This window comes from Citrobacter sp. Cf088 (assembly GCF_030334295.1).
Taxonomy (GTDB): domain Bacteria; phylum Pseudomonadota; class Gammaproteobacteria; order Enterobacterales; family Enterobacteriaceae; genus Citrobacter; species Citrobacter freundii.
Genome location: NZ_JAOWEE010000042.1, coordinates 21,063 through 32,997 on the forward strand (window position 1 = coordinate 21,063; position 11,935 = coordinate 32,997).

General features: G+C 54.7%; 13 protein-coding genes. 8 read left to right on the top strand and 5 right to left on the bottom strand.

Annotation, left to right across the window (positions count from 1 at the left end; genetic code table 11):
• Positions 1–284: 284 nt before the first annotated feature.
• Positions 285–773 carry an Rsd/AlgQ family anti-sigma factor gene (locus OGV71_RS07745; RefSeq protein ID WP_003033077.1) on the bottom strand — a complete coding sequence of 163 codons (489 nt, stop codon included), beginning with the start codon at positions 771–773 and terminating at the stop codon, positions 285–287.
• A 96-nt stretch (positions 774–869) separates the two neighbouring features.
• On the opposite strand from OGV71_RS07745, the gene nudC reads away from it, so the two are divergent.
• The 6 genes from nudC (at position 870) to OGV71_RS07775 (ending at position 5,235) form a co-directional block, all read left to right on the top strand.
• Entirely contained in the window at positions 870–1,643 is a 774-nt protein-coding gene (gene nudC / locus OGV71_RS07750) for an NAD(+) diphosphatase (protein WP_003033074.1), read from the top strand.
• A gap of 50 nt (positions 1,644–1,693) precedes the next feature.
• The gene (gene hemE / locus OGV71_RS07755) at positions 1,694–2,758 is read left to right on the top strand and encodes a uroporphyrinogen decarboxylase (RefSeq protein WP_003033073.1); all 1,065 of its coding nucleotides are present in this window, start codon (positions 1,694–1,696) and stop codon (positions 2,756–2,758) included.
• Between the two features lie 9 nt (positions 2,759–2,767).
• Positions 2,768–3,448, top strand: coding sequence for a deoxyribonuclease V (nfi, locus tag OGV71_RS07760; RefSeq protein ID WP_204584289.1), 681 nt, complete (start codon positions 2,768–2,770; stop codon positions 3,446–3,448).
• A 33-nt stretch (positions 3,449–3,481) separates the two neighbouring features.
• A complete protein-coding gene (locus OGV71_RS07765; protein ID WP_003842015.1) occupies positions 3,482–4,072 on the top strand; it encodes a YjaG family protein in 591 nt (196 codons plus the stop codon).
• Between the two features lie 186 nt (positions 4,073–4,258).
• Entirely contained in the window at positions 4,259–4,531 is a 273-nt protein-coding gene (hupA, locus tag OGV71_RS07770; protein ID WP_001044509.1) for a nucleoid-associated protein HU-alpha, read from the top strand.
• Positions 4,532–4,542: 11 nt separating this feature from the next.
• Positions 4,543–5,235: a DUF1481 domain-containing protein gene (locus tag OGV71_RS07775; RefSeq protein ID WP_003033064.1), complete on the top strand. Its 693-nt coding sequence runs from the start codon at positions 4,543–4,545 to the stop codon at positions 5,233–5,235.
• A 61-nt stretch (positions 5,236–5,296) separates the two neighbouring features.
• Here OGV71_RS07775 and zraP read toward each other — a convergent pair whose 3' ends face one another.
• Together zraP and OGV71_RS07785 are read right to left on the bottom strand one after the other, a co-directional pair.
• On the bottom strand, positions 5,297–5,740 hold the full coding sequence (gene zraP, locus OGV71_RS07780; RefSeq protein ID WP_003842009.1) for a zinc resistance sensor/chaperone ZraP: 444 nt from the start codon (positions 5,738–5,740) through the stop codon (positions 5,297–5,299).
• A gap of 18 nt (positions 5,741–5,758) precedes the next feature.
• Positions 5,759–5,947: a hypothetical protein gene (locus tag OGV71_RS07785; RefSeq protein WP_204584287.1), complete on the bottom strand. Its 189-nt coding sequence runs from the start codon at positions 5,945–5,947 to the stop codon at positions 5,759–5,761.
• A 57-nt stretch (positions 5,948–6,004) separates the two neighbouring features.
• Between OGV71_RS07785 and zraS the strand changes: the two genes are divergently transcribed.
• Positions 6,005–7,390 (top strand): two-component system sensor histidine kinase ZraS, encoded by a 1,386-nt coding sequence (gene zraS / locus OGV71_RS07790; protein ID WP_204584286.1) that lies wholly within the window; start codon positions 6,005–6,007, stop codon positions 7,388–7,390.
• Positions 7,391–7,395: 5 nt separating this feature from the next.
• Positions 7,396–8,721: a sigma-54-dependent response regulator transcription factor ZraR gene (zraR, locus tag OGV71_RS07795; protein WP_204584284.1), complete on the top strand. Its 1,326-nt coding sequence runs from the start codon at positions 7,396–7,398 to the stop codon at positions 8,719–8,721.
• Here zraR and purD read toward each other — a convergent pair.
• Together purD and purH are read right to left on the bottom strand one after the other, a co-directional pair.
• A complete protein-coding gene (purD, locus tag OGV71_RS07800; RefSeq protein ID WP_003033057.1) occupies positions 8,718–10,007 on the bottom strand; it encodes a phosphoribosylamine--glycine ligase in 1,290 nt (429 codons plus the stop codon). The genes zraR and purD overlap by 4 nt on opposite strands.
• A 15-nt stretch (positions 10,008–10,022) precedes the next feature.
• The gene (purH, locus tag OGV71_RS07805; protein WP_171859382.1) at positions 10,023–11,612 is read right to left on the bottom strand and encodes a bifunctional phosphoribosylaminoimidazolecarboxamide formyltransferase/IMP cyclohydrolase; all 1,590 of its coding nucleotides are present in this window, start codon (positions 11,610–11,612) and stop codon (positions 10,023–10,025) included.
• Positions 11,613–11,935: the final 323 nt, after the last annotated feature.

An 11,935-nucleotide genomic window follows, 5' to 3' on the forward strand; every position in this document is an offset into this window, starting at 1 on the left:
GAACGGTTGTAGATTGACTCTTGTTCCCTTCGCAGGTCTTAACCTGATCAGGTTCCGCGGATCCCGAATTAACGGTCTCAGCCTTTTCCACGTCATCCTTCGCGCTGCCTCTTTGTTGGCTTCGTCCGCTCACTCCAGTCACTTACTTAGGTAAGCTCCTGGAGATTCACTGACTTGCCGCCTTGACGCATCACGAATGCTTTTGTGGAAAATAAGCACTCCGACAAGAAGTAACCTCTATCTTAGAGGTAATGAATGTAAACTACGCGTTAATGCGACAAATCTCAAGCAGGACGTTTGAGAGTGCCACTCTCGTGCATCGCATCAAATACCAGCATGATCAGCTTATCTTCGAGCACGAACCGGGCTTCCAGCGCTTCGCCGAGATCCGATAAAACCTTTTGAAACTCAAGGAAGTTATCATGATCAATCGCAGTTTCCAGGCTGGAGTCATAGTAGTCCATGATCAGCTGCGTATTGGCTTCCAGCAGCGGCCAAATTTTTGTGGCTTTTAAAAGCTGCCCGTTCCCTTCCAATTTATGGAGAATACGTTCATAAATACTGAAGTGTCCGGTGGAGAGGTAATCGACCAGGCTCTGACAAAAATCATCCAGCGCCTTTTCATTGAGTCGCATGTACGATTCTTTGCCAGGCTTAATGCCAACCAGATTGTAGTAAGCCACGAGCAGGTGCTTACGTACATGTAGCCAGCGATCAACCAGTTTATTACTTCCTCCGACGTGCTCCGTCAGGCTTTCCAGCTGGTTTAGCATGATTGACTCCGCAAGATGGTGTTTAGGAACTGCTCACCCGTAAATGTAAAAATAATGTAAACAACATGCCTGTGAAGCAAAGGTTGCGCAAGAGATATGGATCGTATAATTGAAAAATTAGATAGCGGCTGGTGGATTGTCAGTCATGAGCAAAAGTTATGGTTACCTCATGGCGAGCTACCTTATGGCGACGCAGCCCGTTTTGATCTGATTGGTCAGCGCGCGCTGCCAATAGGCGAGTGGGAAGGGGAAACTGTCTGGCTGGTGCAGCAGCAGCGTCGACACGATATGGGGTCGGTGCGCCAGGTCATTGACCAGGACGTTGGCCTGTTTCAACTGGCCGGACGAGGCGTACAGCTGGCGGAGTTTTACCGCTCGCATAAATTCTGCGGTTACTGCGGCCACCCCATGCATCCGAGTAAAACGGAGTGGGCGATGCTCTGTAGTCACTGCCGCGAACGTTATTACCCGCAAATTGCTCCCTGCATAATTGTCGCTATTCGCCGAGATGATTCCATCCTGCTCGCCCAACATGTTCGCCATCGCAACGGCGTGCATACCGTGCTGGCGGGTTTTGTCGAAGTGGGCGAGACCCTCGAGCAGGCGGTGGCGCGTGAAGTCATGGAAGAGAGCGGCATTAAGGTGAAAAACCTGCGTTATGTCACTTCTCAGCCGTGGCCGTTCCCACAGTCTTTGATGACCGCATTTATGGCGGAGTATGATAGCGGCGAAATCGTCATCGACCCGAAAGAGCTGCTGGAAGCGAACTGGTATCGCTATGACGATTTACCGCTCTTGCCCCCGCCGGGTACTGTCGCGCGTCGATTGATTGAAGATACTGTGGCAATGTGTCGGGCTGAGTACGAGTAAAGAGCGAGTGGTGATACACTGATGGACTGACGCAATAAGGAACTGCAAAAATGACCGAACTGAAGAACGATCGTTATCTGCGTGCGCTGCTGCGCCAGCCCGTTGATGTCACTCCGGTATGGATGATGCGCCAGGCAGGCCGTTATCTACCGGAATACAAAGCTACCCGTGCCGAAGCGGGCGATTTTATGGCGCTGTGCAAAAATGCCGAGCTGGCCTGCGAAGTCACGCTGCAGCCGCTGCGTCGCTATGAACTTGATGCCGCGATCCTCTTCTCCGATATCCTGACGATCCCGGATGCGATGGGACTCGGGCTGTATTTTGAAGCAGGAGAAGGTCCACGCTTCACCTCTCCGATTACCAGCAAGGCTGACGTCGACAAACTGCCGATCCCGGACCCGGAAGATGGGCTTGGATACGTGATGAACGCGGTGCGCACTATCCGCCGTGAACTGAAAGGCGAAGTGCCGCTGATCGGCTTCTCCGGTAGCCCGTGGACGCTGGCGACCTACATGGTTGAAGGCGGCAGCAGCAAAGCCTTCACCGTGATTAAAAAGATGATGTATGCCGACCCTAAAGCGCTGCATCTGCTGCTTGATAAGCTGGCGAAGAGCGTCACGCTGTACCTGAACGCGCAGATCAAAGCGGGCGCGCAGTCGGTGATGATTTTCGATACCTGGGGCGGTGTGCTGACCGGTCGCGATTATCAGCAGTTCTCCCTGTACTACATGCACAAAATCGTCGATGGCCTGCTACGCGAGAACGAAGGTCGTCGCGTACCTGTGACCCTGTTTACCAAAGGCGGTGGTCAGTGGCTGGAAGCGATGGCGGAAACCGGCTGTGATGCGTTAGGTCTCGACTGGACCACTGACATTGCCGATGCGCGTCGTCGTGTAGGTCATAAAGTGGCGCTACAGGGCAATATGGATCCGTCCATGCTGTATGCACCGCCAGCCCGCATCGAAGAAGAGGTGGCGACAATTCTGGCCGGATTCGGTCAGGGCGAAGGGCATGTCTTTAACCTGGGCCACGGCATTCATCAGGACGTCCCGCCAGAACATGCGGGTGTCTTTGTGGAGGCGGTACATCGTTTGTCCGAACAGTACCACCGCTAAGGAGTCATTATGGATCTTGCGTCATTACGCGCGCAGCAGCTTGAACTGGCCTCTTCATTGATCCGCGAGGATCGTCTGAAGAACGATCCGCCGGATCTGATCGGCGGGGCGGACGTTGGGTTTGAGCAGGGTGGCGAAGTGACGCGAGCCGCGATGGTCTTACTGAAGTATCCCACGCTTGAACTGGTTGAATACAAGGTGGCGCGTATCGCCACTACCATGCCTTACATTCCCGGTTTTCTCTCCTTTCGTGAAACCCCCGCGCTGATGGCCGCCTGGCAACTGCTCTCGCACAAGCCAGATCTGCTGTTCGTTGACGGGCACGGCATTTCGCACCCGCGCCGTCTGGGCGTGGCCAGCCATTTTGGCCTGCTGGTGGACGTCCCAACGATTGGTGTGGCGAAAAAACGGCTGTGTGGCAAGTTTGAACCGCTCGCTGCTGAATCCGGTGCGCTAGTGCCATTGCTGGATAAAGGCGAACAACTAGCATGGGTCTGGCGCAGCAAAGCGCGCTGTAACCCGTTGTTTATCTCTACGGGCCACCGCGTGAGTATGGACAGCGCACTGGCGTGGGTACAACGCTGTATGAACGGCTATCGTCTGCCGGAACCAACGCGCTGGGCAGATGCGGTGGCATCCGAACGCCCGGCTTTTACGCGGCTTGCAGCAAAAGCGCCCCATATCGGGTAAACTGCGGCTAATTTCCGTATTTGAGAACTCATCATGTTACAAAATCCGATTCACCTGCGTCTGGAGAAGCTGGAAAGCTGGCAGCACGTCACATTTATGGCCTGTCTGTGCGAACGCATGTACCCGAATTACGCCATGTTCTGCAAGCAAACTGAATTTGGCGATGGACAGATTTACCGCCGAATTCTGGATCTGATTTGGGAAGCGCTGACGGTTAAAGACGCGAAAATCAATTTCGACAGCCAGTTGGAAAAGTTTGAAGAGGCCATTCCTTCTGCAGACGATTACGATCTGTACGGCGTTTATCCGGCGATTGATGCCTGTGTGGCATTAAGCGAACTGATGCATTCACGTCTTAGCGGTGAAACGCTGGAGCATGCAATTGAAGTTAGTAAAGCTTCGATTACGACGGTAGCGATGCTGGAAATGACCCAGGCTGGTCGCGAAATGACCGATGAGGAGCTCAAAGAGAACCCTGCCGTTGAGCAAGAATGGGATATTCAGTGGGAAATTTTCCGACTTTTAGCCGACTGTGAAGAACGCGATATTGAGCTGATAAAAGGACTGCGTGCAGACCTGCGAGAGGCTGGCGAGAGCAATATTGGTATAAATTTTCAGCAATGACACCACAAAACGTGATTTAACGCCTGATTTGTCGTGCCTGAAGGCTTCCCATCCGCCCCCGGTCTGGTCTACATTTGGGGGGCGAAAAAAAGTGGCTATCGGTGCGTGTATGCAGGAGAGTGCTTTTCTGGCATTTCCGTCGCACTCGATGCTTAGCAAGCGATAAACACATTGTAAGGATAACTTATGAACAAGACTCAACTGATTGATGTAATTGCAGACAAAGCAGAACTGTCTAAAACACAGGCTAAAGCTGCTCTGGAATCCACTCTGGCTGCTATTACTGAGTCTCTGAAAGAAGGCGATGCTGTACAACTGGTTGGTTTCGGTACCTTCAAAGTGAACCACCGTGCTGAGCGCACTGGCCGCAACCCGCAGACCGGTAAAGAAATCAAAATTGCCGCAGCTAACGTACCGGCATTTGTTTCTGGTAAAGCACTGAAAGACGCGGTTAAGTAATTCGCGTGGCAGTGAACAGTTTTAACGAAGGGGCGGTTTCGCCCCTTTTGTCCATCTGGCGTCATACGCTTTGGCTTTCAGGTGTTCTGTTACTGTCTGCCTGCGGTAGCCATTCTGAGCTTCCTCCGTTCACGGCCAGCGGCTATGTTGGCGATCAGGGGGCGGTACGCATTTGGCGTAAAGACTCCGGTGACGATGTTCACTTGCTCTCGGTATTTAGTCCGTGGCGAAAAGGCGAAACTACTACCAGTGAATACCGCTGGCAGGGTGATTCGCTCTCTCTGATAGAACTCAACGTTTACAGTAAACCGGCTGAACATGTCCGTATACGCTTCGATGACCGGGGCGAACTGAGCTTCATGCAGCGTGAAGTCGACGGGCAAAAGCAGCAGCTTTCCAGCGATCAAATCGCGCTTTACCGCTATCGCGCCGATCAAATTCGCCAGACCAGCGATGCGCTGCGTCAGGGACGGGTGATATTGCGTCAGGGACGTTGGCATGCGGATAACACGGTCACAACCTGTGAAGGTGAAACGCTGAAGCCAGACCTGGAGTCGTGGGCGATAAACCATATCGAGCGCCGCCAGAAACATTCATCCGTAGAGGTGAGTGTGGCATGGCTGGAAGCGCCCGAAGGGTCGCAGATACTGCTAGTCGCCAATGAAGATTTTTGTCACTGGCAGCCTACAGCCAAAACTTTCTGAAAACCTGAAGACAGGTAGTCAGCAGGCCTGCACCGTATGGCGTCATCAGGCATCAAGTCTTTTACCAGTGACCCATTCCCATATGGCCGCCGCCGCGATGGTTACCGCCACCGCCGCATCCGCCGTAGCCCATTCCCGCGCCACGTGGCACGCCAGCCTGCGCCATTGCGACATCGCGTTTAACGCGCTGCTCGTCCAGAGACTGATTCAACGCTTCCATCTCTTTTGCAACGGCATTAATTTTTGCCGTGTCCGGCGAGCTGGCCGTTAATAGTGCATTGTACTCATAACGTTTGGATGTCAGCTGTTGGCGCAACGCGCTGGTCTGGGAGTAGTAATCATCATAGATTTTCTGCGCGGCAGCCTGCTGCTCAGCGGTCATTGGAGTACTGCCCCGTTGCTGCATTCCATCACCATATCCCCAGTGATTCTGCGCCAGTACCGGGGTGGAGCCCAGTGCGATAAGAGAAAGTGCAATCAGTGCCAGTTTGTTGTTCCGTTTCATCGTTCGTTCTCCTGTTGGTTAGCTTACATTCCCTTTTGCATCTTCCGTGCCAAAGCGGTAATCCCAGTCCTGCGGGCGTTGTACCCGCCGTCTTTGCAGGAAAACGAGTAAAAATGACTCGCCAGAACGCGCCAGCGAGTCATTTTTACCCGGTACTTTCAGCTGTTTGTGTCTGAGGGCAGGGTTATCAGGGGGAAAAAATGGCATGATTTCTGCTGTATACCTGCAACGATGAAAGGAACAAGTGGGGTAAAGGGAGAGCGTATGCGTCTTTATAAGGATACGGTGGCAAAGTGGTTGAGCCGACTCTTGCTGGCGGCAATCCTGATTTTGGTCGGCTGGTTTTCGATTATGACTATTCGGGACTATGGGCGGGAAAGTGGCGCCGCGCGGCAAACGCTACTGGAAAAAGGCAGCGTGCTCATTCGCGCTCTGGAGTCTGGTACGCGTGTAGGCATGGGGATGCGCATGCATCATGCCCAGCAGCAGACGCTACTGGAGGAAATGGCCGTACAACCAGGCGTGCTATGGTTTGCCGTCGTCGATGAGCATGGTGTCATTATTACTCACAGCAATGCCGCGATGGTCGGAAAAACGCTCTATTCACCGGATGTCCTGCGACAGCTTAGTCCTGGGGAGCAAGAAAGCTGGCGGAATATTGAAATTCCAGCGAGGGATGGTGAAAAAACGCCGGCCCTGGAAATTTATCGCCAGTTTCAGCCGATGTATGGTCCAGGACGCCACGGCATGGCGCGCTGTGCCAGCAATGACGGGCAGCTTATCACCCCAGCGCAAACCATATTTATCGCCTTTGATGCCAGCGATCTGACAGCGACTCAGGCAAGAGAGTGGCGTAACACACTGATAGTCCTCTGTGCGCTGGCGGCTGTGTTGCTGGCCACCGTACTGACGTTCTTCTGGTATCAGCGCTATCAGCGCTCGTACAAAGAACTTCAGGATGCGATGAAGCGTAAAGAAAAACTGTTAGCGCTCGGGCATCTTGCGGCTGGAGTGGCGCATGAAATTCGTAACCCGCTTTCATCGATCAAAGGTCTGGCGAAGTATTTTGCCGAGCGAACCCCGGCAGGAGGCGAGTCGCATGAGCTGGCACAGGTGATGGCGAAAGAGGCGGATCGTTTAAATCGGGTGGTGAGCGAGCTGCTGGAGCTGGTGAAGCCTGCACATCTGACGCTGCAACAGGTGGATCTCAATGAGGTTATCACCCACTCATTACACCTGGTGGGTCAGGATGCGGCAAGCAGGGAAATCCAGCTCCGCTTTTCGGCCAATTCTACGCTGCCCGCTATCCAGGCCGATCCTGACCGACTGACTCAGGTTTTGTTGAATCTGTATCTGAACGCCATTCATGCGATTGGTCGTCAGGGCACGATCACGGTTGAAGCGAATGAAAGCAGCGGCGATCGCGTTAAAATTGTGGTTACCGATAGCGGGAAGGGAATTGCAGCGGAACAGCTGGAGGCCATTTTTACGCCTTACTTTACAACCAAAGCTGACGGAACCGGCCTCGGGCTGGCGGTGGTGCAGAACATTATCGAACAGCATGGTGGCACCATTCAGGTGGTAAGCGTTGAGGGCAAAGGTGCGACCTTTACTCTTTGGCTGCCGACCAAAGCGAAACAACAGGATTAACAAGGATGACGCGCGGAAAAATCAATATTCTGGTAGTAGATGACGATATCAGCCACTGCACCATTTTACAGGCGCTGCTGCGCGGCTGGGGTTATGAGGTCGCGCTGGCCTATAGCGGGCGAGCGGCGCTGGAACAGGTGCGCGAACGCGTATTTGATTTAGTGCTGTGTGATGTACGCATGGCGGAGATGGACGGTATCGCAACGCTGAAAGAGATTAAAGCGCTGAATCCGGCGATTCCGGTCTTGATCATGACGGCGTTCTCCAGCGTAGAGACCGCCGTTGAGGCGCTTAAAACCGGGGCGCTGGACTACTTAATCAAGCCGCTGGATTTTGACCGTCTGCAGGAGACGCTGGAAAAGGCGCTGGCGCATACGCGGGAAATGGGCGCTGAATTGCCGTCAGCGTCGGCTGCGCAGTTTGGCATGATTGGCAGCAGTCCGGCGATGCAGAAGTTGCTCAATGAAATCGCGATGGTTGCGCCCTCAGATGCGACAGTGCTCATTCACGGAGACTCCGGCACGGGCAAAGAACTGGTGGCCCGGGCGCTGCATGCCAGCAGCGCCCGTCGCGATAAGCCGCTGGTGACGCTCAACTGCGCGGCGCTTAATGAATCGCTGCTGGAGTCCGAACTTTTTGGTCACGAGAAAGGGGCGTTTACCGGGGCGGATAAACGCCGGGAAGGGCGCTTTGTGGAAGCCGATGGTGGCACGTTATTTCTTGATGAAATTGGCGATATCTCACCGCTGATGCAGGTGCGTTTGCTGCGGGCTATCCAGGAGCGAGAAGTACAGCGGGTTGGCAGCAACCAGACTATTGCGGTTGATGTCCGGCTGATAGCCGCTACGCATCGCGATCTAGCAGAGGAAGTCAGCGCCGGGCGCTTTCGTCAGGATCTCTACTATCGTCTGAACGTCGTCACCATTGAAATGCCAGCGCTGTGCCAGCGCCGGGAAGATATTCCGCTGTTAGCCGAACATTTTCTCCAGCGTTTTGCCGCGCGTAACCGTAAAGCGGTGAAAGGCTTTACTCCACAGGCGATGGATCTGCTGATTCACTACGACTGGCCGGGCAATATTCGTGAGCTGGAAAATGCGATTGAGCGCTCGGTGGTGCTGCTGACGGGGGAATATATTTCCGAACGTGAACTGCCGATGGCGATTGCCGCGACGCCGATAAAAACGGAATGCAGTGGCGAGATCCAACCGCTGGTGGATGTCGAAAAGGAGGTGATTCTGGCGGCGCTTGAAAAAACGGGCGGCAATAAAACGGAAGCCGCCCGTCAGTTAGGCATTACGCGTAAAACGCTGCTGGCGAAAATTTCGCGTTAGCGTTGCTCGCGTTCAATGGCGCGCCAGCCGATGTCGTTACGGCTGAAGCTGCCATCCCAGCGGATGTCGGTCATCAGGGCGTAAGCGCGTTTCTGCGCTTCAGCCACGGTGTTGCCCAGCGCGGTGGCGCACAGCACGCGACCGCCGTTGGTCAGCACGCGATCGTCAGCAGACAGTTTGGTACCCGCGTGGAACACTTTACCGTCAGCGACGTCTTCCAGCGGCAGACCGTGGATCTCATCGCCGGTATTGTAATTACCCGGATAACCTCCGGCGGCAATGACCACGCCCAGCGAGGCGCGTTCGTCCCACTCGGAGGTTTTCTCATCCAGCTTGCCGTCACAGGCGGCGAGGCACAGCTCCACCAGATCGGACTTCATGCGCAGCATGATCGGCTGGGTTTCCGGATCGCCGAAGCGGCAGTTAAACTCGATAACCTTCGGGTTGCCCTGCTTGTCGATCATCAGGCCCGCGTACAGGAAACCGGTATAGGTGTTACCTTCCGCCGCCATGCCTTTCACCGTTGGCCAGATGATGCGTTCCATGGTGCGCTGGTGGACTTCGTCAGTCACTACCGGAGCAGGGGAGTAGGCACCCATCCCACCGGTGTTCGGGCCGGTATCGCCATTGCCCACGCGCTTGTGGTCCTGGCTGGTGGCCATCGGCAGCACGTGCTCACCGTCGACCATGACAATAAAGCTCGCTTCTTCACCGTCGAGGAACTCTTCAATCACGATGCGGTGGCCCGCGTCGCCAAACGCGTTGCCGGCCAGCATGTCATGAACCGCGGCTTCGGCTTCCTCCAGCGTCATCGCCACGATAACGCCTTTCCCGGCAGCCAGACCGTCAGCTTTGATAACGATCGGCGCGCCTTTCTCGCGCAGGTAAGCCAGCGCAGGTTCGATTTCGGTGAAGTTCTGATATTCCGCCGTCGGAATCTGGTGACGGGCGAGGAAATCTTTGGTGAAGGCTTTGGAGCCTTCCAGCTGCGCGGCACCTTCGGTTGGGCCGAAGATTTTCAGACCGGCGGCGCGGAACGCATCGACCACGCCAATCACCAGCGGCGCTTCCGGGCCAACGATGGTCAGATCGATCTTCTCGTTCTGGGCAAAGTCCAGCAGCGCCGGGATATCCGTTACGCCGATGGCCACGTTTTGCAGCGTGGGTTCCAGCGCGGTGCCCGCATTGCCCGGGGCGACAAATACTGTTTCGACTTTTGGCGACTGCGCCGCTTTCCACGCCAGGGCGTGCTCGCGCCCGCCGTTGCCAATCACTAATACTTTCATCGTCTGCTCCGTGGATTAATGGCGGAAGTGGCGCATATCGGTAAATACCATCGCAATGCCGTGTTCATTGGCGGCGGCAATCACTTCGTCATCGCGAATAGAACCACCCGGCTGGATCACGCAGGTCACACCGGCGGCAGCAGCGGCATCAATCCCGTCGCGGAACGGGAAGAAAGCGTCAGAAGCCATTGCAGAACCTTTCACTTCCAGGCCTTCGTCGGCCGCTTTGATCCCGGCGATTTTCGCGGAGTACACGCGGCTCATCTGGCCTGCGCCTATGCCAATAGTCATGTTCTCTTTGGCATAAACAATGGCATTGGATTTCACGAACTTCGCCACTTTCCAGCAGAACAGCGCATCGCGCAGTTCCTGCTCGGTCGGCTGGCGTTTGGTCACTACGCGCAGTTCAACTTCGCTCACCATACCGAGGTCACGGTCCTGAACCAGCAGGCCGCCGTTAACGCGTTTAAAGTCCAGGCCCGGAACGCGCTGCGCCCATTGGCCGCAGACCAGCACGCGAACGTTCTGCTTGGCAGCGGTAATTTTCAGTGCTTCTTCGGTGGCGGATGGGGCGATGATCACTTCCACGAACTGGCGGGAGATGATCGCCTGCGCGGTTTCAGCATCCAGCTCGCGGTTAAAGGCGATGATGCCGCCGAACGCGGAGGTCGGGTCGGTTTTATAGGCGCGGTCGTAAGCGTCAAGAATAGAGGTACTTACTGCTACACCACACGGGTTCGCGTGTTTGACGATCACACAGGCTGGCTCGTTGAATTCTTTCACGCACTCCAGCGCCGCATCGGTATCGGCGATGTTGTTGTAGGAAAGTGCTTTGCCCTGTACCTGCTGCGCGGTGGCAACGGAGGCTTCTTTAACATTCTCTTCTATATAGAAGGCAGCCTGCTGGTGGCTGTTCTCGCCGTAGCGCATATCCTGCTTCTTAATGAAGTTCAGGTTCAGCGTACGTGGGAAGCGACCGGCGGCTTCTTTGCTTTCACCGTGGTAGGCCGGAACCATGCTGCCGAAGTAGTTGGCGATCATGCTGTCGTAAGCGGCGGTGTGTTCGAAGGCTTTAATCGCGAGATCGAAACGGGTGTCGAGGGTCAGAGAACCGTCGTTGGCATCCATCTCTTTAATAATGGCGTCGTAGTCGCTGCTCTTCACAACGATAGCTACATCTTTATGGTTCTTGGCAGCGGAGCGCACCATGGTCGGGCCGCCAATATCAATGTTCTCTACCGCATCTTCCAGAGAACAGCCTTCGCGGGCGACGGTCTGGGCGAATGGATACAGGTTAACAACCACCATATCGATAGGCGCGATACCATGTTGTTCCATTATTCCGTCATCCTGACCGCGACGACCAAGAATGCCACCGTGGACCTTCGGATGCAGGGTCTTCACGCGTCCATCCATCATTTCCGGGAAGCCGGTGTAATCGGAAACTTCGGTCACTGGCAGACCTTTCTCCGCTAACAGGCGCGCAGTGCCACCTGTAGATAGCAGCTCCACACCACGTGCGGAAAGTGCCTGAGCGAATTCGATGATACCGGCCTTGTCAGAAACACTGAGCAGAGCGCGGCGGACTGGACGACGTTGTTGCATGGTAAATCCCCTGGATTTGACTATTACAGAGAGCGTTAGGTGAATTCTTGGCTAAAAACTCAGCTAACGCCCCTTACGGGGCATCCTTGTTGTGCGGGGGCATTGTAACGAAAACGTTTGCGCAACGCTCGCGAATTTTTAATTTTCGATTTTGACCCTCGTTTCGAGCGCTGAAGATCGCACATATACAGAAAGGATCGCAGAAGTAATGGGTGGGTTTGTGGATAACTCTGTGCGTAAATAGGTATAAGGCGGGGTTTTGCTGTGGAATGCAGCAGTCAGTCATTTTTCTGTCATTTAAGGGTTGCGGGCCACAGGAAACT

Excerpts from the sequence above, each read along its gene's own strand:
- nfi (WP_204584289.1), top strand. The coding sequence starts at position 2,768 with ATGGATCTTGCGTCATTACGCGCGCAGCAGCTTGAACTGGCCTCTTCA.
- zraR (WP_204584284.1), top strand. The coding sequence starts at position 7,396 with ATGACGCGCGGAAAAATCAATATTCTGGTAGTAGATGACGATATCAGC.
- hemE (WP_003033073.1), top strand. The coding sequence starts at position 1,694 with ATGACCGAACTGAAGAACGATCGTTATCTGCGTGCGCTGCTGCGCCAG.
- nudC (WP_003033074.1), top strand. The coding sequence starts at position 870 with ATGGATCGTATAATTGAAAAATTAGATAGCGGCTGGTGGATTGTCAGT.
- zraP (WP_003842009.1), bottom strand. The coding sequence starts at position 5,740 with ATGAAACGGAACAACAAACTGGCACTGATTGCACTTTCTCTTATCGCA.
- OGV71_RS07745 (WP_003033077.1), bottom strand. The coding sequence starts at position 773 with ATGCTAAACCAGCTGGAAAGCCTGACGGAGCACGTCGGAGGAAGTAAT.
- OGV71_RS07785 (WP_204584287.1), bottom strand. The coding sequence starts at position 5,947 with ATGCCATTTTTTCCCCCTGATAACCCTGCCCTCAGACACAAACAGCTG.
- purD (WP_003033057.1), bottom strand. The coding sequence starts at position 10,007 with ATGAAAGTATTAGTGATTGGCAACGGCGGGCGCGAGCACGCCCTGGCG.
- OGV71_RS07765 (WP_003842015.1), top strand. The coding sequence starts at position 3,482 with ATGTTACAAAATCCGATTCACCTGCGTCTGGAGAAGCTGGAAAGCTGG.
- zraS (WP_204584286.1), top strand. The coding sequence starts at position 6,005 with ATGCGTCTTTATAAGGATACGGTGGCAAAGTGGTTGAGCCGACTCTTG.
- purH (WP_171859382.1), bottom strand. The coding sequence starts at position 11,612 with ATGCAACAACGTCGTCCAGTCCGCCGCGCTCTGCTCAGTGTTTCTGAC.
- hupA (WP_001044509.1), top strand. The coding sequence starts at position 4,259 with ATGAACAAGACTCAACTGATTGATGTAATTGCAGACAAAGCAGAACTG.